The sequence below is a fragment of the Paenibacillus sp. GYB004 genome (genome assembly GCF_036577605.1).
GTDB classification, from domain to species: domain Bacteria; phylum Bacillota; class Bacilli; order Paenibacillales; family NBRC-103111; genus Paenibacillus_AB; species Paenibacillus_AB oceani.
Genome location: NZ_JARBDB010000012.1, coordinates 63,525 through 89,296, shown reverse-complemented (window position 1 = coordinate 89,296; position 25,772 = coordinate 63,525). Strand labels below are relative to the sequence as shown.

Annotated in this window: 5 protein-coding genes; all 5 read left to right on the top strand. The window is 57.6% G+C overall.

From position 1 onward, the window contains the following. Positions 1-158 precede the first annotated feature (158 nt). The 5 genes from PV433_RS08180 to PV433_RS08160 all read left to right on the top strand — a co-directional run bounded on the left by PV433_RS08180 (position 159) and on the right by PV433_RS08160 (position 25,722). Positions 159-5,567 (top strand): hypothetical protein, encoded by a 5,409-nt coding sequence (locus PV433_RS08180; protein WP_332071694.1) that lies wholly within the window; start codon positions 159-161, stop codon positions 5,565-5,567. 47 nt (positions 5,568-5,614) lie between these two features. After that, a complete protein-coding gene (locus PV433_RS08175; RefSeq protein ID WP_332071693.1) occupies positions 5,615-13,303 on the top strand; it encodes an S-layer homology domain-containing protein in 7,689 nt (2,562 codons plus the stop codon). A 96-nt stretch (positions 13,304-13,399) separates the two neighbouring features. Continuing rightward, positions 13,400-22,621, top strand: coding sequence for a chitobiase/beta-hexosaminidase C-terminal domain-containing protein (locus tag PV433_RS08170; RefSeq protein WP_332071692.1), 9,222 nt, complete (start codon positions 13,400-13,402; stop codon positions 22,619-22,621). A 31-nt stretch (positions 22,622-22,652) separates the two neighbouring features. Beyond that, positions 22,653-23,348 (top strand): S1 family peptidase, encoded by a 696-nt coding sequence (locus PV433_RS08165; RefSeq protein ID WP_332071691.1) that lies wholly within the window; start codon positions 22,653-22,655, stop codon positions 23,346-23,348. Positions 23,349-23,595: 247 nt separating this feature from the next. Continuing rightward, positions 23,596-25,722: a hypothetical protein gene (locus PV433_RS08160; RefSeq protein ID WP_332071690.1), complete on the top strand. Its 2,127-nt coding sequence runs from the start codon at positions 23,596-23,598 to the stop codon at positions 25,720-25,722. Positions 25,723-25,772 lie beyond the last annotated feature (50 nt).

The window sequence follows — 25,772 nt, the reverse complement described above, 5'->3', positions numbered from 1 at the left end:
GCATATAACGCATAACGACAACAGCGTCGAAGGGGGCTTAGAAGTGCCGGCTAGAAAGCTGATGAACTGTTGAACTACTGAACTGTGAACTGTTGAACCGCGAAAAAGGATATGAGTCTAAAGAACTAGCCGATTCATTAAAGGAGGGAGTTTGGTTCGTGATACAAAACAGATGGATATCCAAATGGACAGCCGTCACTCTGAGCTTATGCCTGATCCTGTCGCTGCTGCCCCAATGGGGAGTAAAGGTGGCTTATGCGGCCGGAGACGAGACGATATTGCTGGACGGCACGAAGATCGGCAACGTGACTGTAGCTGCAGACAACGCGTTCCGGAACTTTAATTTAAGCGGTGGCGGTTTTGCCGGATCGTCGGGATTTAAAGTAACCGACAAATCGGGGGGCATTTCCATTTACTCGGACGGGACGATGACCGCTCCGACCAACGATTCCGAAGGGGCCAGCTTCCAAATTAAAGTGAAAGACAATCCGCTGCTGGCAGCGCTGGCTCAAAGCGGAGAAGCTCAAATTGTAGTCGGGTGGAAAGAGCTGGAGTATGACTCGGGATTGTTTTGGACTGCGGTTACCTCCGCAAGTTTCAAAGTCGACGGCCACACCGTTCTGTCCGGACATAGCGGCGGCGGCACGATCGGCTATACCGAGGAAACGGCGTCCTTCGGACCGAATTCCGTGATCGACATAGGCGTGTCGATCGAGGACAAGGATGTCGTCATCTCCGGTTTGTTCATCAAGTTCCAGGATAAGGTGCGTCCGGAACTGGTCGGTTATACGTTCACGGGCGACGGGGTGACCCGGTCCAATAAAGCCGGGCAAAACGAGCTGTACGCCAAACAGGGAGAGAAAATTTCGCTCACCTACAACTTTAGCGAGCCGGTCCGGCCTTTTGCGCTGAACTCTGCATACAACGACCATTTTCTCCGTCATCCTTTGTTCACGAACCCGCCCGGGGACGGGCTGCCAACACAAGGACTGGAGCAATTTTTGATCAACACGTCTTACAGCGCAGCGGACTTTGCCGGATCGTTCCTGAATGTTCCGCTCCACAAAGATATCAACTATACATACACGGCGGTGAAATATCACCATAGCGGCAATCTCCCGCTCAAGCCGCGGATGAAGCCGTCCGACGCCTTGGAGGGGATGAACCGCGGACCGCTCGATACGAGCATGGAGGAAAAGCTTCAGGGCGCGGATTTTATCGACGCGGCGGGGAACCGGGTCAAACCGATCTCGCTTCCGCTGCAAGGGAGCAATTCGAGTCTGGAGAAAGTGCGAGGCAAGCCGATCAACCCGTTTGACTTTGCCAGCGGCGGTTACCGCGTGATCGTCGATGCTGTCGCTCCGAAATATTCCAAAGCAGGAAACGGAATTCAGCCGGAGATCGTTACCGGAGTGACAGTAAACGACCAGGACGTGATGGATTTTACCGTACAGTTCTTCGAAGAAGTAGTCCCAAGAGACGACCGCGACGGAAATCCATACGATCCGAACAAAATGTATCTGCTGTTCAACAATGGAATGAGAGCGTATTACTATGACGAGGTAAACAATGACAACCTCGGGTACAGTACGAAAAACGTACGTTTCCGGATGGTGATTCCGGATGGCGTGACCGTGGAGACATCTCTGCTGAAAGTGCTCGCATTGACGCACGAACGTAAAGATGCCGCTTATCCGTTAGACAGCCAATTCGAGCTGAAAGACAAGGACGTCATCCAGGATTATGCGGGGAATTTGTTGATCCAGCCGGCGAACTATGAAGGGGTTCACGTCGACGGAGACAGCTCGAATGTGAATTCCAAAATCGACTGGGCCAAATTTTCGGTTGACAATACCATCCCGCTTATCAGCTTTCACTATGAAAGCGGCGGAGCGACCGATTCGCTCTACAAACAGCGCGGCAAAATTACGATCGATGCCAACGATCCTCCGGTGCCGGTGCCGGCCATCGACCCCGACTTCGATCCGCTTGCGAACTTCGAGCGGCCTAGCCGGGGCATCTATCGCCCGTCGAATATGACCGGGCCGTCTTCGCCGGCCGTAGGACTCGTCTACTACGCTTGGACGCGCAGCGCCATGAACCCGCTCTCCGGCAAGGAAGGCGACCATTATGCCGCAGTAAAGCGGTTCTCGCTCGCCGCCAAGCAGCCGAGGGAGAGCTTGTATGAGACCGATCCCGCAATCGGCAGCCTGAACTTGAACGTCGTTAACAACAAGACGAATATGATCGCCCCTCCGGCCGAAGCGTTCACCTCCGAAGGAAGCGGGACCTGGTATCTGCACGCCTGGACGGCGGATATGACGTGGGATACGGCGCGGGAACTGATGCAGTACGAGAAAATGAAGACATTCAAAACGAAATATCCGCAGCAGTATGAATCATGGAAAAATGAAGCTTCGGGCTCCGAAGCGGACAAAATCTTTTATGCGGACAACAAGGCGCTGGCTGCGGTAGGCCAATATGACGATCTGACGCTCTGGACGCTAGACGATTTCAAACATGACGATTCCAACTGGACGTATCATACCGCTGCCCTGCAGCTGGACAACAAAGGTCCGGCAATTGCAGTGACAGGGCTTACCAACGATCGTTCCGCCAATGTGGAAGTGACGGCAACGATAACGGACGAGCACAGCGGTCTCCAGGAAGCTTCCTATCAATGGGTCAGAAAAGGCGGCACGGCTGAGGATATCCAATGGAAGCCGGTCGTCCTGAACGGCGGTATATTCACAACCGGTACGAGAAACGAAGTGACCGAGGACGGAGAATATGTGCTTCATCTCAAAGCGAAGGACATTCTCGGCAACGAGTCGCGTTTTGTCAGCGAGCCGGCTACTGTCGATTCGACCGCCCAGGTGAGGGGCGACTTTGTCAAAGGCGCGGACGGCGTATACGTGCAAAGCGGGGACATCGTGTTTTACTTGAACCGGCCGCAGCCGCTGACGGTTAACGCGGTTACGTATTCCGTCTATTCCCCGTCCGTGACGACGTCCGCTTACGGCATCATGCCTATGTTTGCCGTCATCCCGTACGAGGTCGGCTACGCATTCAGCTACAGCTCTGCCCGCCCGGAAGACGACGCCTCGTACACGATGCTTAACGGAACGTCGGCCGCCGGAGGCGGTTATGAATATATCGTCCCGGCGAATAAGGCGCTGAATGGTACTCATTACTTGCATATTCGGGTAAAGGAAACGGCAGCCGAGCGTTATTACTATTACAATCAGGCGTATTATTTCGATAACTTGCCTCCTGTCGTGGAGTTCTCCTTGCCGGAAGATTTATACCCAAGAGCGAAACACACTGTCAGCTTCGCGTCCAGCGACGCGCTGAACGAAGTCGCCGTTCATAAATACCAATGGGTGAAACAAGGGGACGCCGCTCCGGATTCAAGCTCCGCAGCCTGGAAGGAATTGATCAATAACGATATGTCCGCTTCCGTCGATGCCGCCGGCCTCGCTCCCGGCGAAACGAGGGACTACAAGCTGTATGTTTATGTCCGGGATCAGGCGGGCAATGAAGCGGTCGCTTCTACCACAGGATATTTCCGGGTATCCAAGCCAGAGATCCAGCCTCCCGCCGATGCCAGATCGGACCTGCTTTATGTAGCCGGCGATGCGGTGGACGGATATACGGCGATTGTGCAGCTTGGACTCGATGTGTTAGACAAAAACGGATACGAATATTCCGTATCGCCGGACTACGGGAAGAGCTGGCTGAGATGGCGTTCATACACGAACTTCATTGCCGTGCAAGTGCCTTCGGCCAACATTCAGAACGGCCAAATCCAAGTCCGCTACAAAACGGGACCGCAATCCGACGGCAGCGAAGGGACCATCGGGGAGGCGAAGCCGCTGAATACCGCATCCGTATCCGTTATCGAACCGGTATATGCGCTGGCGACGCTCAGCACGGAACGGCCGGTTACGCCGACGACCGGCGTGGATATTGACATATCCGCCCCGCTGGGCACTAAAATCGTGCCTTCGGCGGTTAATCCTTCCGTACCGGTGCGGACCGGGAACCGGTTCCATGTCAGCCAGAACGGTTATTATTCGTTCGAATTGACGGACATCGCCAATCCCGAGCGCAAATCGACGCTGTATGCGGTCGTAAGCAATGTCGATGGAACGCCGCCGACGGCTGTCGTCGAGACGATCGTAACCACAGGCAATAAGACGGCCGGCAATGTGACCGTTAAGCTGAAGCCGTCCGAGCCTATTCGCGTTACCAATAATCATGGAAGTCAAACGTATACGTTTAAGGAAAACGGCACGTTTACGTTCGAGTTTTTGGACGAGGCGGGCAACAGCGGAACAGCTGTGGCAACCGTAAACAAAATCGACAAGGAAGGACCTAAGGTCAAAATCGTTCGCTCCTATACGAAAGCCGACGGCACGGAATTCGCGCGGATCGGGACGGGCGGCGACGAATGGATCGAAGGTGTCCGGCTGACGGTGGAGAAGGAGTCGGAGAATTCGGAGGAGTTTACCGTTTCCGGCGGCAAGTCTGCCACGATGTATATGACGTCAAACGGAGTTGCTGAGTTTACAGTACAAGATGCGCAGAACAATGTGACGGTCGTCCGGGAAACAGTCGCCAACATTGTAAGCACTGCCCCGCAAGCCGATACGGTCCGATACACGCTGGTCGATGACGAGGGCAATCCGGTTCCGGACGACGCCAAAGTGAACGTAGACGGAGTGGCGTACGCAAAAGGCAGGATGAACGTGGAGATCATCGGCCGGACGACGGCTCCGAACCGTGTATTCCTTGGCACTGCGCCTTACCTGCCGGACCCTGTCATAGACGAATATCCGAACCAGATCAGCGCGTCCGATGGAAGCTTCATCACTTCACGGCTGTTTACGGCGGAAGGTACGCTAACGATCGCGATATCCGATTCCTTGGGCAACGTGAACCGGATTCCGGTAACGGTGAAAGGACTTGATAATAAAGCGCCGGAGCTGATCTTGCATGCGGCGACGATCGGGGTTCCGCAGAATAAGTCCGATTTTGATTTCCGCACGGATCTCGGAGGTTATACGGTATCGGATAACGTATCGGCGCCGGATCATATTCCAGTGTCCATCAGCGGTCTCGATCTGACGGAGCTTGGCCGCCAAACGGTCACGTATACGGCGGTCGATCAGGTGGGCAACGCAGCCAGCGTCACCCAGGAAGTTGTAGTGGTCGGCGGGGACGGCATGCTGATCTTCGGCAACGACACGCTCATCTCGGCGGCCAGCGCGGAGACGGCGATTTTCGATACGAGCAAGGTGCGGTTCAAAATAACAGGCTTCAACGAAATGGAAGTGTCGGGTCAGAAGCGGATCAACGAAAAAGGGACGTACGATTTGTACTACTACTCCGGTCTGTTCCGCGAAGGTCAGATGAAAACGATCGCGACCAAGTTGACTTATCAGGAGCTGGTAAGCGGCAATTTCGAAGTGAACTTCCCGAAATCGGGCTGGTACACCGTTATCGTCAGAAATCAGGAGCGGGAACGGGAGTACGCGACCTTCTTCATCAGTAGGACGGAGTAAGGAATTGATCAAAAAGCGTTTGACTTTGCCCAGAAGGAGGCTCTCACGTGAAGCTGTTTAAAAGAACGCTTGTGTCCGTGCTGGCTCTGCTGCTATTGCTCGGCTCTTTGACCCAGGCGACGACGGCGCTGGCGGCGATCGTATCGCAGCCCAAAACGACGGTGCTTGAAAATAAATTTATTAAAATTACGGTGGATAACAGCACGGGCCGATTCGGCATCCGCACGGTGGACGGCCAGCCGGTCCGAAAAAACGACAACAACGTCAACATGCTGTTTGGCGGGGACAATCCGGAAACTTCGTTTACGAGTTTCCGGATCGACGGGACGGACTACATCTTCGGTAACCCGTACAAGTTTGGGGCGGATTTATTCTCGGAGATCACTCCGCCGGGTATCGTTCAGAACGGCGACGGCACGAAGCAGATCGAGACCGTATGGACGATCAAAGGGGTCGCGATCAAGCAAATCCTGATGCTGTACCCCGATACGCAGGACAAGCAAAACGCGGGCAATGTCAATATCCGGTACGAGGTACGGAACAACAGCGGCGCCAAGGTGGAGCTCGGCACGCGGATTATGCTCGATACGCAGGTCGGCGGCAACGACGGTCCGGAGTTCCAGATCGGCAATATTTATAAAGCTCCGCTGCTCGTGGAGCGTAAGCTGGTGCACGATCCGGAGAACGATCCGAACATCTCGGAGGAGGATCGCGCCTATTACAAGCTTCCCCCATACTGGGTAATGAGAGACAAGCTCGATCTGACCAACCCTCTCGCGACCAGCGTAATGGCTTACGGCTTCAATAATATTGCCGAGGCGAACATCAATATAGTCGACGAGATGATCGTCGGCCACTGGAACGGTCTGGCCAATACGAAATGGGAGTATACCCCGAACGGCAATCTGGATTTTACGCGGGATACGAACGATTACGGGTCGGCCGACTCCGCAGTTGCTTTCTACTGGCAACCGAAGGCGATTGAGGACAAGAACGTCCAGACGTTTGAGACGATTTACGGATTGGGCGAGATCATCGATCCGGATAAGGTGTTTTCCGTCCGGTATATCGACCCGCCGATGCAGCTGGCTACGAATGCGGACGCAAGCGCTTATGCCAACGAAGGCATCTTTACGATTACGGCGGAGATTGAGAATCTGCCGATATTCGATATGGAGCATACGAACATAACGGCATCGCTGGAGCTCGAGAGCGGTCTCAGCTTTGTCAAGCTGGACGACCAGGGCCGCATCGTCCGGGATTCGGCGGGCCAGGTCGTAACGGAAACGTACCGCAGCAAAGAGATGGTGTACCGGAAGCAAGCGACGCCGCACGAAGCGGAGAACGGAATCGAGCCGAAGTACAAGCCGGGCGATACGGAAACGATTTCGTTTATGATTCAGGCCAAGGGCAAGCCGTGGCCGACAACAAGGCAGTATATGCTGACGGTTAAGAGCCCCGAGACGGCCAAAAAAATCGAGGGCGTTCAGGACGAAGGGCTGAAGGCGCAATACGAATCGGTCAAGTCGAACTTCGTGCTGCTGCCTCCCGTCGGTCAAGCGACTCCGACTTATGTGTACGGGCTTGCGCCGAAGGAGGCTTACAGCTCCGACGTCAAGTATTTGACCGTCAACCTTACGAATATCGAGGCATATAACACAGGCAACGAACTGATGGCTCCGAATTTCGATTTGTATCTGAAAGAAAAAGTGAGCGGCGGCAGGTACAAGGTTTCTGTAAAGGATTCCGTCATTCTGCAGCCTGCCGACGACGGCTTCTCCGGCGATATGCGTATTACGTACCGGGGAGGAGATCGGGTGGACGCCAAGGGCAACGTGATCGAAACCCGGCCCGGTCCGGAGCTGCCGCTCGGTGAATACCAGGTGGAGATCGACTTCAAAGGCGATACGGGCGGCGACGAGGAAATCGCGGCCATGTACGACATCACGACGAAACAAACGTTTATGGTGACGAACAATCAGGAAGCGCGCGTGCGTGAAGCAAGCCTGATGGCCGTTTACAAGCAGTATGTCGATTTAAGCGGAGTGACTTCCGCCACCGACGGGGAATTTTTGAAAGTAGTGAACGCCGCGTTTCCAGGCAGCAAGTTCGAGTCGGGCGCGCTGCTGAAAGACGCCGTCGACATTCTTATGGAGATCAAGAGTTATGTGGCGGTAGCCAGCAAGCTGGCCGATCCGAAGTTCGATACGATCGGATTTACGGACAGGGAGACGCTGAAGAAGGTGCCTGCCTACAACTACAGGATGTTCGACTCGCAAAGCGAGCATGACGCCTTTTTTGCGCAAAAGGATGCCGGCGGCAAACCGGTCCGCGAGAAGCTGGTTGAGATCCGGGGGATGATCAAGGAGGTCGGAACCGGCGACGACAAGCAGGTTATCGTGGATACGAAAACCGAGCCGGCGCTTATCAACGAAGCGGTCGCTTACCGGGGGAAAGATATGGTGTTTGTCCGCGGCAAGCTGGACGTGTTCGATATTCCGAAGAAAGTGTCGGGGGCCGAAAAAGTGCCGTTTCTGGACACGTTGTTCGTGAAGGGGGAAGGCACGCTTAGCGTTGCAAACAGCGGCTTCGTCTTCCATTCCGGCGAATGGACGCTTGATTTCTTCAACGGTTTCGACAAAAAACTGGCGCCGAATCTCGTATTGAAGGACGAAGACCAGTACGAGGTATTCCCGGACAATCACAGCAATCCGGAGGATACGAGCCTGAACGGAACGCTCAGTTGGGCGACGGGCGCGCTGGGAGACCGGGTCAACCCGATGCGCCAGCTGATGCTGACGCACGTGTATTTCAACAAGCATAGCCTGTTTGCCGCTCCGGGCTTTATGATTGGCGGCTTCGGCTTTACATTCAACGATTTTATTTTGCGTCCGGGCGGCATCTCGTTCGGCGGCAAGCTGTCGATGAAAATTATCGACGGCGAGGTGCGCAACGTGGTGTTCAACGACAAAGGTTTTGTCGGCGTGGATGCGCAGCTGCGTTTCGATCTGGGCAAGGACCTCGGATTATTCGAGGCGAAGGATAAGGATAAGAAGAAGGAAGGGACGAGCAGCGCAAGCGGCGAGCTTACCGTCATCCACTATGTGCAGCAAGTGAAGGATGTCTCGAACAAGTACGGCATCAAATTCAAAGCGGATGTCAAGAGCAAATTCGAGGTGCAGGCGGAGCTGGCCTTCAAGCAGGTGAAGGACGGCAGGGTGCTGCCCGACGTAGTGGCGTTCGGGTTGTCTGTCGACAAGCCGGGCGTGCTGATTACGGGCGCTACTTATTTGTCCGCCGTTCGCGGCGCCGTCCGGGAGCTGGCCGATACGATCGCCGGCGGAACGGCCGACGATCCGTTTCCGCTCGTGATTCAGGCCGGGGTCGATGCGACCTTCGGCGTGCCGCCCGTCTACTTGCTTGGCAGCGTAGATTTGACGGTCAAACGGACCGGACTGGCGATATTGGGCAAGCTGGACTACTCGTTCGACCCGAAAGGAACCCAGAAAATCAATATGATCACCCGGGCGCTGCTCGAAGCGCAGTGGGTAACCCCCTGGTTCGTAAGAGTCGAAGCCGAGATCGATATTGGAGGCTGGGGAATCGTTATGGGGAAAGCCGGCATCTTTGTCGGCCAAAATCTGGAGAAGCATCGTACGGACTTCGAGGGTTACATCGGAGCGCGGCTGCAAATTCCGGAAAGTGTGCCAGTCGTCGGCGGGATGCCGCTGGCCAGCGTATTTCTCGGAATCAACAACGATAAGCTGTGGGGCAGCGTCGGCATTTTGTTTATTTCCCTAGGAATCACTTATTACTGGGGCGGCGGCGTCGAGTTCGGAACTTCGCAGGATGGCATGCCGGAAGGCTTTGCCCATCTGCTGATCGAAGACCCGGAGAAAGGCCCGCAGCTGCTGGTCATCGGACAAGGGATGAGCACAGTCGCCACCTCCTGGCTGGAGACCGAGAAAGAGCAGCGGGAGATCGTATTCCGGGATATCGCCGAAGGCGTCAAGCTGATGGACAACAGCGCGATGGAAGCCGGGATTGGCGGCATTCACGTCAAGGAAGGCGGACGCATCCACGAGATCCCGATGGGCGGCGTCTCGGGCAACGGCATCATCGAGATCGAATATGATCAGGCCGACGTGCCGGCCTTCGTGCTGAAGGACCGCAGCGGAGCGATTCATCCGGTGCTGTTCGATAATACGAATACGAATCCGCAAGCGAACGCATTCACACAATATATTCCGGCCGCCGCGTCAGTGACCAAGGCCGACGTACGCAAGGCGTTCATCCTGATTCCGCAAGCCAAAGCGCTGGAAGGCGGAACATGGACGCTGACGACCGAGAAGCCGGTTGCTACAAGGTTGTTAAACGTACCGACTACGGCCGATCTGAAAAGCGTCGGCTTGACGACGAACTCTGCAGATCCAAATCGGTTTACCGCTTCCTGGAACGTGGAACATGCCAAGTCGGGCGACACGGTCGACCTGTATTTGACCAAAGAGCCGGTTACGACGGATAAAACCGTAGTCGGCGGCGCGGAAGTGCTGGACCCCGGCGAGCCGGGAGTGCTGATCGCCAAGGAAGTGCCGGTCGATCATGGGGGAAGCATAAACGGCGCGATCACCACGGGTATGCTGGACATGGACGTCAGCCAGGTTCCGCTGATGGGCAAGACGGAAGACCTCCGCGGCTTGCTGCAGCAAGGTGACTATTACTTGAGAGCCGCCTTGAATTCGCCGGGATCGTTCAAGACCGGTACCTCGCCACAAACGTTCCGGATCGTCGACCCGCTGGCTCCGGGCGAAGTGACGGACGTGCGGATCGAGCCGGCGGGCAACGGATATTTCAGTCTGTCCTTCAAGCCTGCGTCCAAAAAGCCGGGAATGGAAAACGTGGAGTTCAGCTATTCCATCTCTGCGATGCAGCAGCAGGACGGCAAGCTGGAGGCATACCCGCATTTTGCCGAGTTGTTGTATACGGAAGCGGAGCTTGCTCCTTATTGGAGCGCGGACGCCGGCCGTTATGAAGGTATCCGGGTTGGCGGATGGGCCCGGTTCGCAAACTCCAGCGAAATCAACACGCAGGATTTGACGGGACCGAAGCCGGATGCGGACGAGAAATTTACGTATATGGGGCTGGAAACCGGCCGGCATTACGTCCTGGGCGTCTCGGCGGCTGCGAAGCCAGGCAAGGAGCTGGACCCGAACGAGAACTACCATTTTGCGGGCAGAGTTGACAGCGCGAATACGCTTCTTCCGATACCGGCGGAGCCCAAGCTCGGGACGGCCGCAGGCCAGTATCCGGATTATCTGGAGGTGCTGACCAACCAGCCGGTACAAACGGTCCGCCTCGTTGCGGATCAGCGCGATATCGAGGTCGAGGCGTTTCATGACGGGGTATCGATCGGCAAAGTTGATCTGACAAATACCGGCTCGGCGAGTGAAGGCGAGATTACCTTCGACAAGTTCGGCACGGACGGTACGTTCGGTATCGAGCTGAAGGCCAGAAACAAAATGACGAACGATCGGAAAGTAACGTTTCTTTATTTGAATGTCGATAGAAGCGCGCCGATTTTGTATTTGGACAAGCCAGCGACCGGGGAGCGCTCGGTTGGCGGAGCGATCGATGTGGCCGGGACGACGTCCAAAGACGCGGAGCTGACCGTATATATCAACTCCGGTACGACGGGCGTGAAAATTCCTGTAGGGGATAACGGCAAATTTGCCGCTTCGGTGCCGATTGCCGCAGACAGTCCCGAGGCGGAGCTGCTGTTCGTAGCGCGAGACGGGGCCGGCAACGAAAATCGCGCCAAAGTATCCGTCACGAACGACGCGTTCCAAGTGCCTGCGGCGCTTGTGCTGAAGCCGATCGATACACTGGAGCCGGGCAAGACGGCAACCGTGGAACCGTATTTGAAAGTACAGCAAGGAAAAACGGCGGACGGCAAAGCGGTATTCGGCGAAGTGCCGATGACGCCGGAGCAGTCGCAGCGCGTCCGTTATTCGGTCGGCATGGGAGAAGCGGTGGCGATCGAGGAGGTTCAGGTTGCGACGGACAGCGGAAGCAAAAAAGTGTTGAAAATCGTAGCGGGACCGGATACCGGCGCGAGTCTGATCCAAGCCCGTTACGCGATCGCAGAAGCTGCAGGGCAGGAGCAGCCGGCAGCCGATCCGGTCGTGCTGGACTCCATGCTCGTCGCATCCGTTAAAGTGCCTGCTCCTGTCGGACTGGAGCGGTATGCGGTATCGACGGAGAGCATAGCGAATAACAATTCCGCGACGAGAGTAATTGTCGGGAATACCGGAGAACAGCCGGGCTATCAGATCGTGTACCGCACTTTCGCAAGTGAAGCGCAAGCGTCCTTGCCCAAGTTCGGAGACGACTTAAGCGGCTGGAGCTACTTGCCGTCAAGTCGAATCGTATCGGCCAAACCGGGGGAAGCGGTGGTCGTTGCCAAACGGACCTCTGCCAAGAAAACGGCGGTCGGTTCCTCGGGTGTCGTGAGCGCCAACGTATGGAGCGCGTCCGGCGGCTTCATGGGAGGCGGCGGCGGAGCGCCTATGGCTTCTCCGGATTCCGTCACGGTTAACGATCAGAAAGTATCGGCGGAGCGCAAGGGCGACAGCCTGACGGTTCGCGTCACAACCAAAGGCGGCGCCGATTCCGCCAAGGGAGACATCGTCGTCCGCTCGGCCGACGCGACTGTCAAGGAATTCGTACTGCGCTTCGATAAAGAAGCGGTGCAGCAGGCGAACGCAAACAAACGGACCATTCATATCGAACTTCCTCAGGCGAGCATATCGCTTCCTCCGGAGCTGCTTCAGGGCATGTTGCAGGATCTGGAAGTGACAGTACGCCCGAACGGAAGCGGCTCCGTAACCGCCCTGCAGCAGCTGGCAGCGGAAATTGGCGGCGCTTTGCTGGCGGACGGTCAAGGCGCCTGGATCGAGACGAATTTGCCCGAGGATCGTCGGAGCGTTTATTTGAAAACTACGATTCCGGTTCCCGCTTCGATTTCAGCGGAGGATATCGACGCCGTTATTTTGCGCGGCCCGAACGGGGAATGGACGACTGTTCCCTGGAAGCTCGACATCGTGAAAGGGGTTGCGTATGTGAGCGCCATGCTGACCGGAGACGGCACCGTAGCTTTCCTGGGAACCGCGGCGGACTTCGCAGACGTAGCGGACGATTTCTGGGGCAAGGCAAGCATTGAATCGGCAGCAGCCAAGCTGTTCATGCAGGGCAAGGGCGAAGGGATATTCGACCCGGATACGAACATTACCCGGGCCGAATATCCGACCGTGCTGCTACGGGTGGCCGGGCTGATGAACCGGTCCGCGTCGTCGGAATTCAGCGACGTTCCGCCGGAGGCCTGGTACAATCGCAGCGTATCGATCGCAGCCCGTCTCGGCATCGTAAACGGTCTCGATAACGGCGAATTCGCTCCGGACGCCGCGCTTACGCGCGCCGAAGCGATGACGATGGTCGGCCGGACGCTCGCTGCGCTCGGACAAAGCGGCGATCTTCCGGACGAGGAAGCCGAGCAGCTGCTCGGCGCCTTTGAAGACCAGCACCTCATTCCGGATTGGGCGCGCAAGATGACGGCTCTCACGGTCAAGTACGGCATTATTGAGGGTGACGGTTCGCTCGTGAATCCGCAAGCGCCGCTAACCAGGGCGCAGGCGGCGGCGATCGCCATCCGGCTAGACCGGTGGATTGCAAGACAGTGACAGCTGTATAGCGGCAAGCGTGCCCGCGCCGAGCCTGCAAAGCCGGTGCGGGCGCATGCCTTTCAATTGTGTTGAATTCAAGAAGGCGGTGTACAGATGGGAAGGAAGCGCAAAGCAATCTGGGGGATTGCGTTTGTTGCCGTATTGTTAGCCGTACTCGGAATGTACGGCGGATTTACCGCCAACGCCGATACGGACAAATGGTCCGATCATGCGGATATAACCTGGTACCACGAAGATTACGTCACGTTTACAATCGATACGCCGGAGAAGCTGGCCGGGGCGGCCAAGCTGGTAAACGGCGGGACCGTCGACGGCCTTCGCAACAAGACGCTGGAGGTCGATCAGGATCTCGATCTGTCTCTTTACGAGTGGGTTCCGATCGGAACCGATTTGAATCCGTTTCGCGGCGCATTGATCGCCAAAAACAACGGAACGTTTAAAATCAAAGGAATGAAGCTGTCGGGCAATCTGACTCATGCCGGTCTGGTCGGCTATATGGATCAAGGCACCGTCGGCGGCTTCGAGTTTATGGGGGGCGGCCGGATCGAGGTCGGGTCCTCGAACGCCACGGGCATCGTATATGTGATGCAGTCCGTGTACTCGCAGACGTACGGGACGGTATGGAACCTCGTCCCGGTGCCGGATACGACCGAGGCTTACGTTGGAGCGGCGGTCGGCAAGATGGTAAACAGCAGTATCGTTTACAATATTACGAACCGTATTCCGGTTCAGGCGGATTTCGTTATCAAGCATATCTATGCGGGCGGCATCGTAGGATCGGGAGAAGGAAGCATATCCAACTCCGCCAACTACGCGCCGATTACCGCCAAAGGGCCGAACATCGAAAGCGGCGGGATCGTCGGACACGGCGGCAGCCAAGGTATGGTTATGAAAAAAGTGGCCAACCAGGCGGCAGTTCTGTCGGACGGCAGCGGGACGATTCATGCCGCCGGCATTATCGGTTATGCGGCTGGCGGGCTGAGTATGGGTGATGAGAATACGCCGATAGCGAACGCAGGCGCGGTGCAGATTACGGGTGCAAAGATCGCCTATGCGGCGGGGATCGCCGGCCGGGCGGGAGCAGCTGTCGATTTCTCGGATGTGACCTCGAACAGCGGGCCGGTGACCGTGCAATCGGCGGCGGCGGAATCTTCTTATGCAGCGGCTCTTGTCGGATCGATCGATGCGGAGCAAGCGAATCCGCAGTTTGCGATCGCCTTCGCGAACTCCGCACCCGTTACGAATCACGGGGGAGCGGGCGCGCATACGGGCGTGCTGGCCGGTTCTATCAACAGCGCGTTCGTATGGGGCAAGCCTTATATAAACGGCGTAACCGTAACGGCCAGCGGTTCAAATCAGGTCTTTACCGGCGGTTTGATCGGGAAAGTGACCGGAGATGTCACCTTCACAGACGGCGCCAAAAACAATGCGGCGGTCACAGTCGGCACGACGGCGCTGAAACCGAACGAAGCGTATACGGGCGGTCTCATCGGATATGCAGGAAAGCGGGTGCTTCTAGACAGCGATGCCGCCCAAGCTTATGTCAACAGCGGAGTGATCGACGTAAGCGGAGGCACCGGATTGTACACGGGCGGGATCGCGGCGAACCGAGCTTATGCCCGAACGAGCGGAGCCGCCAGCAATAACGTATTCAGTACGGCGGACATCCGCGTAAACGGACAAAGCAAACTGTATACGGGCGGATTTATCGGCATCGTTCCGGGAGAAGGAACGGATAAGGCGATATCGGGAGCCTCGTTCCAGAACGAAATTACGGTAACGGCCGCTTCTTCCGCACCGGATCATACGGTAAGCACAGGGGGAATCGTCGGCTATTACGTCAATCAGAGCGATAGCGGCTCGGCGGTCGATTCCGCCGTATTCCGCGGCAGGATACAGTCCACGGGCGGAGGAAACGAGTCGTATACGGGCGGCATTGCCGGTTATGTGAACGGCGGCTCGATTACGAATGCGAGTGCAGGCAAGACGGCCGGCGATTTTGCCGTACTGGCCTCGGACGGCAATGCCGGCGGGATCGCCGGTTTCCTGAATGGAAGCGTAAATACGGCAGATGTGAAATATACGACGATTCGTTTGCAAACGTCGGGCGGCGTATCCGGCGGCATTGCCGGCAAGGCACAGGGCTCGATTACGGATGCGGCGTCCGGAGATGCGGCGTTTGCGGCAGGTTACAGCCTGAAGCTCGAAGCGGCCGCAAGAGACGCTGCGGGCGGCGCGGATAACGTTACGTCAGGCGGCATCGTCGGAGCGAATACGGGCGTCTTCTCGCTGACGAACAGCCGGGCGGCCAATATCGGCTTGATCAATCAGCCGGGCAGAAGCGGCTATACGCTCGGCTCTATCGCCGGCTCCTTGACGGCCGAAGCACAGCTCGGTCAAGCAGGGACGCCGATTACGGCGGATCATACGAACGTGGAGGTGCTGGCTGCGAACAGCCGGATCGGCGGAGCGATCGGGTATAACCGCTCGGGTAACGTTCATGTCAAGGCTGAGCAGATGACGTTCTCCATCCAAGGCGCGCAGGCGAAGGTTGGCGGCATATCCGGCGTCCACGACGCAGCTGTCGGAACCGTTCCAGCTTCCGACGGGCAAGGTGCGGCCGGTTTCGCTTTGGCCGCCGCGGACATCACCTTTACAACGACGGGCGCCGGAGCGTCTGTAGGCGGTGTAACCGGTGAAAACTTGGGGGATACGCCGAGAGCTTCGGCCGATGGAATCACGATTACGTCGTCCGGCGCGGATAGCCGCCTGGGGGGAATTGCCGGTACGAACCGGGGCATTCTGACGGAAAGCAGTGTTTCCCGTCTGGCCGTCGCGACGAGCGGAGAGGCCGCGGAGGCGGGAGGCGTTGCAGGACGTTCGGACGTCGCCGCAGGCGGACCCGCGGTCGCCAAGATGATCGCGCCGCGTGTCGTTGCGGAGGATACCGCGCTGGTTGCCTCTACCGGGGAACGTTCTTGGATCGGCGGTATCGTCGGTTCGGCGAAGCAGACGGAAATTGTGAACCCGCAGGTAGTGGCGGTCGCTCCGAATTACGTATCTTTGACCGTTCATGCGGCACAGAACGGAGCGGGCGGACTTGCAGGTCGGATCGAGCAGGGCAAATTGCTCGGAGACCGGACGTTAACCAATATCGAGAATTTGCTGATTACGACAAGCCCGATCTCCGTTTCCGCTTATGCGGGCGGCATTGCGGCTTATGCGGATCAAACGGCGCTGGACAAACTCACGGCCAAATCGGCAAATCTGATCGTGAACAGCACCCAGTCGGTTGTCGGAGGTATGGCCGGTTATAACCGGAGCTCGACTTCGGCTTTCATCTCGAACACGTTTATGGACGGCCTGAACCTGAAAGTGAACGGTACGGCCGCGCAAGCGACGATCGGCGGTTTTGTCGGCGTCAACGACAAGCAGGACAACGATCCGGCCGTTAATCCGGCTTCCGGAGTCAGCTCGATCCAGAACAGCCGTTACGTCGGCTCGGTGCAGGTAACCGCTCCGTCGTCCGTTACGGGCGGCATGGTGGGTGAAAACCGCAGTCTTGTGGCGAACAACAGTATCACGGATAAAATTCCGGTCTCCTCCAAAGGACAAGCCGGCGTCGTCGGCGGTCTGGTCGGCGTCAACTCGGGAACCGGTACTTTATACTATACGTACTCCAACTCGAATCTTACGATCGAAGGCGAAGGAACGGTTGCCGGCGGTCTGGTCGGCGATAATAAAGGCAGCATCATCGCCTCCTATGTCGACATCGACGTGAACGGAGGCGCGCACGGAACGCCGGGCGGGTCGGTATCCCTTGGCGGACTTGCCGGACGTAATACGGGTGCGATCGATACTTCGCATTCGGTATCCAAAGTGACGGCCAGCGGCGCCTACACGAACGTCGGCGGACTTGTCGGCGAACAGGCGGGTGGGGCGATCTCCAACTCCTATGCGGGCAATGTCGTTACCGCAACGGCTGAAGGCTCGTTCTCCGGCGGCTTCCTCGGCCGGATTACGGGCGGCGAAGTGACGACGGTGTATTCGGCCGCACAGGTGCAGGCTACGAACGGAGCTTATGCCGGCGGTTTCGCAGGACGCTACGACCATGCGAGCAAGGAACTGTTGTACAAGGCGTATTACATTAAAGACGAGGAACAGTTGATTAACAAAGACTTGCCGGATTTCGCGGACGGCAACCACCGCTGGCTGCAAGTCCATGCGCGGCTTAGCACGCTGCTTTCCTCGACGCTGATGGACCGTACGGCGTTCCCCGGCTTGTCCGGCTGGGACTTCGAGAATACGTGGAAGTACGGGTCCGTTCATGCGGAGTATAAATATCCGGAACTACAGCGGAGTGCGAACACTGGCGGAGACGGCGGCAGTGGAGGTGGCGGCGGCGAAGTGAACGCCAACATCGCCTGGTATATGCGCGACAAAAACGCATTTACGTACGACATCAGGACGGAAGCCGAGCTTGCCGGTCTTGCGGCGATCGTGAACGGCACGGTAACCGGAGCGGAGCGGTTCGACTTTGAAGGACGGTTGATCCGCATTGCGAATCCGATCCATATTCAGTCGAGACAATGGGTTCCAATCGGCAAAGCCGAAAATACGCCGTTCCAGGGAGCGTTCGACGGCGGCGGCTATTTGATCGACGGCCTGATGCTGCAGCCGGACTACGGTTATTCCGGATTGTTCGGAGTGATTGGAGAGAAGTCCAAAGTAAGCCGTGTCGTCATGGAGCCGCTCTCGGTGGCCGGCACCGGGTATACGGGCGTGCTGGCCGGTTATAACAAAGGCCAAGTGTCGAACGTGACGATAAAAGTAGCCAAAGATATGAAGATCAGCGGCGGCACGGTCGGAAGTCTGATCGGGAAAAATACCGGATCGTTTCGGGAAGTCAGCGTTACGCTGGAAAGCGGCAGCGCGCTGGAGGCAGTCGGAGCGGGTTCCGTCGCAGGCGGCCTCGTCGGCGACAATGCGCAGGCGCTCGATCCGAGCCTTTTCGACTTCCGGTCGGCAGGCGCGACGCTTAGCGGAACGGCCGGGCAAACGACAATCGGCGGCTTGATCGCCAAGCAGTCGGGCGATGTCCGCTCGTTTAACCGGGACATGGACTACTGGATTGACTTGTCCGGTGCGGACAGCGTGGCGGGAGGCCTAATCGGACAACACGTCTCGGGCCGAACCGAGGACGTGACGCTTACTTACACTACGGGTACGATTATGGCTCAAGGAGCGGGCTCCGTCATCGGCGGCTTGACCGGGGTATCGGATGCGGGCAACGCCTGGAATCGGGTAACTGTGACGGCTTCTCGGACGGATCGCCAATTGACGGGCAGCGGTACGATCGGCGGTCTCGTCGGCTTCAAGACAGGCGCAGGCACGAATCGTTTCGACATCGAGCAGGTCAAGGCGGAGAAGCTGTCGGTCGCTTCGCTTGAAGCAAGTCCCGAATCGACGATCGGCGGCGTTGCCGGCAAACTGTCGCGCGCAGCCTTGCATCAGGCTTCCTTCGATGCGGTCATTCTGGCGGCAGGCGGGCAAGTAACCGCAGGCGGGATCGTCGGCAGGGGAGAAGATTCGATTCTCGACCAAGTGGACGCCGTCTCCAACATTACGTTCGCTGCGGGGGCGGGGGATAGCTCGCTGGGCGGCATCGCCGGCGTCCTGTCTACTGCTTCTGCGGATCAGGCGTTCGATTTCGGCAGACGGGCGCCGCTTTATCCGGGCGTCTATGAAGCCAAGGTACACGGAAAACCTCTGGTTGCCGCGGGAGTGGGCAACGGAGCGGATCTGAGCGTCGGCGGCATCGTCGGCAAGCTGAATCAGGCTTCCGTCTATTACGCCAAGACGAATGTCGATCTGGCCGTTCGCGGAGCCAAGACGGCAGCAGTCGGCGGCATCGCCGGAGCAAGCAGCGGCATAATCGTCAGCTCCGAGCCGCTGCAAAGCATCAAGGCCGATTCCAGTGTCGTCTACGATATCGGCGGCGTCGTCGGACGTGCGACCGGGGGGCAGATCCACTTTACGTCTGCGGTTTCGCCGGACGGACAACATATCGAGGTGGGGCGCGCGGTGTCGAAGCCGGGGACGGTTCCCGCCGCACATGTCGGCGGCTTGATCGGCCGCGGCGACAACACCAAGGTGACGAACGCTTATGCGGCGATGCCGGTGCAAGTAAACGACGACAATCCGGACACCACGATTTATGCGGGCGGTTTCGCCGGATTGCTGGGCGACTCAGGCACAGGCAGCAGTACGATGGAACGGGTATACGCCCTCGGCTCTGTCGAGGCCAAGGGTATTACGGGTTCGTATGCAGGCGGCTTTGCCGGCTCGGTGGACCGTTATGAGATCACGGACGCCTATGCGTCCGGCCAGATCGCGAATACGGGCTACGATACGGGCAGCGGCGGCTTCGCCGGTGCGGTGGAGCGGCGCGCAGTAATCCGTCACGCTTATGCGGAGCAAGGCAGCCTAAGCACGACGGGAGTCAATCATCCGACCCGTTCGTATACGGGCGGCTTCGCGGGCTATAACGACGGAACGCTGGACGGTGTCTTTGCCAAGACGACAGCTCTGACTGTCAATGTCAGCGGGGCGAACGTGTACAAGGGAGCGCTGGTCGGCTACAATTTCCGCGACGGCAAAGTGCTATCTTCCGCTTATACGGCAGCGCAAAGCCCGATCGGCCACAGCTTGGGCACGGCGACCGGCAACGCCCAAGCGGACGCCTCGGAGTCGTATGCGGAATTCGGCAGTTGGAATTTCGAGCTGGATGCGGTGTTCCTGAACCGGTTCAACACGGCAGATTGGGCCGTAATGAATGGAAACCAGTTGTTCGGCATCGTCCGGTTGTACAATGCGGATACGGGGCTCGGCTACTACAACCTGTACCACAGAACGGCCCTCGAAAAACCGTTAATCGGGAAAATCGCTTTAGGATCGGATATCGATCTAGCCGGCAAGAAATGGACGCCGTTCGGCGATTTCAGCGGACAGTTTGACGGGCAAGGCTTTACGATCCGGGGCTTCAAGCATTCGGCCGGCTCGGCTGACGGACAAGGCTTTATGAGGGCCAACAACGGCCTCGTAACACGGGTGAACTTTGAAGATGCGGCCGTATCGGCCAGTTCGCAGTCGGGAATCGTCGCCGGTGTCAACGAGATCGGAGGCGTTATCCGCGACGTTCGGATCGGAGGCCATGTCGAAGGGCGGGACGACGTAGGCGGAGCGGCGGGCATCAACCGCGGCTTAATCGAAAGCGTGGCTGTACAGGCGGCGGTAACCGCAACGGGGAACAATACGGGCGGAATCGCCGGCGTACATGAGGGCCGGATCAGGCAATCGTATGCCGCAGGCACGGTTGCGGCCGATACAGCAGGGACGCTTGCGACGGCAGGCGGAATCGCCGGCGAGGTGAAACCGGCCGGCTTGGTGGAGCAGTCTTTCTCCTACGCAGATGTATCGGCGAAAGGCGAATCGTCCTCAGCCGGAGGTATTGCCGGCATCAGCGGCGGCTCCATCAGCCATGCGTATTCGGCAGGAAGAGTTGTCGCCCAAGGTCAAACGGCGGCCAAGTCAGGCGGGATCGCCGGTTATGCAGCCGATGGAACGATCAGCGGCGCGATGAGTTACGGAGAAGTCATCTCCGATGTGGGCGGGATTCTCCAGCCCGGCAAGACGTTATATGGCGGTATTGCCGGCCAGAAGTCGGCGGCGGCAACGATCGCGGACAGCTTCTTCAATAAACAGGCGTTGAAAATCGATACAGCTTATTATGGTCCGGATGGTAAACGGGTAAATGGAACCGTCGCCGGGGCAGTGGGCTTGACGGCTCGCCAGCTCACCCTTAACGGACTACCTCAAGGACTGGACGTAACGGTATGGGAAGCGGCTGACGGCTATTATCCCGCGCTCCGGTCGTTCGGCGGATCGAACGCTTCGAAGGTGAGCACGGCAGCGGTCATCTTAAACGAGAACGATCTGATGAGCCGAATCGGCAGCAGCTTCCTGCTGACTTCCGACCCGGCGGTTCAATGGCAAGCGGACACGTCCGTCAGACTGGTCCGGGACGGTGCAGGTGTGCTGACGGGAAGTCTGAATAAGACAATCCCTGCCGTCTTGCAGGTTCGGTCGGGCGAAGAGAGCCGCAGTATCCGGATTCAGGAGCCGTCGCTCCGGTATGCTCGGACGGCACCGGTTCCGAAGGCGGCTTCGAGCGGACTGACCTTCACCGATAAGGTCACGGTAACGCTGACTACCGACGAGCCGTCCGCCAGTATTTACTATACGCTGAACGGCAGCGAGCCGAACGCAGGCTCGCAGCTGTATACGGGGCCGATCACGTTAACCTCGACAACGACGATCAAGGCGGTTGCGGTCGCGGAGGACATGGAAGACAGCCCGGTGATGACGGGGACGTGGACGAAGCAAAGCGGCTTTATGGGCGGAGGCGGATTCTTCATCGCTCCCCCGGCGATTGAAGCGGCGATCGGCGGCGATAAAGTCGCAGCTAACGGTTCCGAGCCGGTCAAGGTAGCGCGAAACAGCATCCTTCAGCTGAAAGCGCCAGCGGGCCAAGTGATCTACTACACGACCGACGGCAGTACGCCGACCAAAAACAGCAAAGTATACAAGGAAGGCAGCATTGTCATTACGGGCGGCATGACAATCAAGGCGATTACGGACAAGGACGACCGCGTCGTGACGATCAAGTATGAGGTGGAGAATGCCAAGTACGAGCTTAAGAAGGATGCGGCGGAGGTGAACTATATCGCCGGCGGTGAGAATAATCAATTCCGGCCGGATGAGGCGATCACCCGCTATGAACTGCTCGAGGCAATTACGCAACTGCTCGACAAGGAAGACGTCAGCGTGGACAACGTGCTTGCTGAAGTGAAAGAGGAAGCGAAGGCCGATGTTGCGTTCTTTACATCAGCCGGTATTATCGAAGGTTACCCGGACGGCACGTTCGGCGGGGAACGGGGATTGACCCGCGCCGAATTTGTCGTGATGATGTCCCGCGTACTCAAGCTGGACAGCGACGCACAAGGGACAACGGCATTAACTGACCTGGCCGGACATTGGTCGGAGCGGTATGTCAACGCGTTTACACAGGCCGGTTATGTGGACGGTTTCCCGGACGGAACATTCCAGCCGGATCTCGAAATTTCGCGGGCGCAGGCGGTCGTCATCATTAACCGGATCATCGGCGTGAAGAAGCAGGACGCGCTGTCGGCCGTATTCAGCGACCTGACCGAGGATCATTGGGCGTTCCATGATATTATGGCGGTGTCGAAGTAACAGAGGGACCGGGAAGGGCGGTTATGGACGATTGAAACGTAAAATTGCAGCGTTATGCATGCTCATATGCTTATTGTCCGGTATGGCGGTCTGGCTGAACGCTGAGGCGGACGCTCCCGTTACGTATAACGCTGAAGACATTTTCGAACAAGGCGGACAGACGGTCTTGTATATCCGGGTTCTCCGGGAGGACGATTCACTGAAAGCGACGGGAACGGGAGTTGTGTTATCGCCGGACGGACTGGCCGCAACTGCTTATCACGTAGTTAAGGGGGCGGAGCGTATCGAAGGTATGCTCCCCGACGGCCGCGTGATCAGCCGGATTGAGGTGCTCGCCTATGACGAGCAGACGGATGCCGCGATTGTTCGGCTGCCCGCTCCGGACGACGGGAAGAAGGGCGCCTACGCTTATTTGCCTGTCCGGGAGCCGGCTGTGAGATACGGCGAAAACGTGTTTGCGATCGGTTATCCGATGGCCAACACCCCGATCATTACCGAGGGGATCGTCAACAGCCCGCGCGCCGAAGTGAACGGTCGCAGCCGGATTTTAACGTCCGCCCAGATTGCCAGCGGCATGTCGGGCGGGCCTGTGATCGACCGCTACGGCCGCGTCGCAGGAATCATATCCGGGTCGCTGCGGACGATGAACAACATTCACCTTGTGATCGGCATGGACGACATCCGTATGTTGCTGGACGCGCACAAGATCACGCTGGAGGCGTCATAACGGAGCTTTGCAGAAAGACAGCCGCTGCTACAGAGGCTTGGACAACGACCCGCAAGAGCGATGCTTTCATAGAAAGCAATCCTCTTGCGGTTTTTTCATTCAATTGACAGGTCACGCGGGGGCTGTGAAGCCTGCCTGAGATTGAGTCCCCCCGATATCCGGAAGGTCTCAAAAAAGAATTGCGTTGTCATTATATATAATGTATTGTGTATATTATATGGACCATTGCCTTCGGGAGGGGTTTTCTTTGAGCGAGAAACAGTACGAGTTCCGCAGAAGACTGGAAGAGGTACATAAGCCCAACCGGCGCGATCCGGATGCGAGGCCCGGTGAGGACGAGCTGGAGATTGACGGTAGCTGGCAGATCGTCATCCCTTCGTCCGCAAGTCCGCAGTTGCTGCATGTGGCAAAAGATTTGCAGGATTACTTTTTTACCAGCATGGGCGTATCGGTGTTGCTTCGGCGCGTTGAGCGGATCGAAGAGGTTGCGTCCACCGGCAAGCAAGTGATCGTCCTGGCTGCGAAGGCGGAGCTTCCCGGAGTCGGTCATGCGCTGACGAAGACCCGGAGTTATCGTATCGTAGCGGAACGCGAGCGGATCGTCGTCTGCGGCAACGAGGACCGGGGAACCGGGCAAGGAAGCTACTTTCTGGAAGATGTGATGAACCTGCGAGAGGCGCCGTTCGTACGCTGCCAGGATCTGACCCGCGAGCCGTTGTTTTCCCCGCGGATGATCCATTCGGGATGGGGGCTCGATCATTTCCCGGATGCCCACCTGAACGCGATGGCGCATGCCGGCATCGATGCGATCCTCGTGTTCGTGAAAGGGATCGACGAGACGCCGTTCGGCTATCAGGACTTCAATCATACGATCGATCGTGCGGAACTGTTCGGACTTGACGTGTATATGTACAGCTATGTGGCCAGCCGCAAACACCCGGAGGACGAGGACGCTCTCGACTATTACGAAAGCACCTACGGCCGAATTCTGGAGAAATATTCCCGGTTCAAAGGCATTATTTTCGTCGGCGAATCGTGCGAGTTTCCGAGCAAGGACCCGAATACGACCGGCATGCTCCGGCTGGAATGGCCGAAAGACAAGCCGCGGACGAAGCCGAGCCCGGGCTGGTGGCCGTGTTACGATTATCCGCAGTGGCTGGAGATGATCAAGAAAGTTACCCGCAAGCACAATCCCGAGCTCGACATCGTGTTCTGGACGTACAACTGGGGCTACGTCGGCGAGGAGCAGCGGTTGAAGCTGATCGAATCGCTGCCGACGGATATTACGCTGATGGCTACGTTTGAGATGTTCGAAGTGTATGAAAAAGATGGAGTGACGTTCCGCTGTGCGGATTATACGGCTTCCTTCGAAGGGCCGGGCAAATATTTTGCCAGCGAAGCAAAAGCGGCTCATGCCCGGGGAATCCGTCTGTATACGATGGCGAATACCGGAGGGCTGACCTGGGATATCGGAGTTATTCCGTATGAGCCGATCCCGTACCAATGGGCGCGCAGACATGCGGGCTTGCTGCGGTCGAGACGGGATTGGGGATTAGCGGGACTTATGGAGTCGCACCATTTTGGCTGGTGGCCTTCTTTCGTCAGCGATCTGACGAAATGGGCGTACTGGAGCCCGTCCCCTTCGCAGGAGGAGACGTTTGCGGCCGTGGCCCGGCGCGACTTCAGCGAACCGGCGGTGCCGCTTGTGCTGGAAGCGTGGAGTCACTGGAGCGAAGGAATCCGGCATATTATTCCGAGCAATTACGACCAGTACGGTCCGTTCCGGATCGGTCCGTCCTATCCGCTTGTTTTTCGCGAGAAGGTAGAAATTCCGGCGGCCTGGTATGCTCATTTCGGCAACCAGATTATCGCTCCGAATTATGGGCAGGGAAACGAGCTCGAGTCCTATAAGCGGGTCGATACGGAGATCCGAAGCTTGCAGAAGATGGCGTCGCTGTGGGAGCAAGGCAATGCGAGCATCGAACGGGCGCTGGAGCAAACTCCGCCGCGGAAGCGGGAGGAAGGATTGCTGCTGCTGAACTTGAACCGGTTTATTCACCGCACTGTCTTGACCGGCATTCACACGAAGATGTGGTGGAAGCTGCGGCATCAGTTGCTGAACAACACGGATCAGGCGCAAACAGCGGTATTGCTGGAACAGCTGGAGCAAGTAGCGCTGCAGGAGATTGCCAACGCGGAGGCAACGATCCCGCTCGTGGAAACCGATTCGCGTCTCGGCTGGGAGCCGAGCATGGAGTATATGACCGATCCGGAACATCTGCGCTGGAAGATCGCCCAGGTGCGGACGGTGCTTGAGAATGAACTGCCGAATTATCGCGCGGAGCTGGGGGACAGTACGTCCGTAAGTTCTTGAGCTGCTGGATGTCCGTGGAAGGTAAACAGGCCGCTTGGTCTCTTTATGAG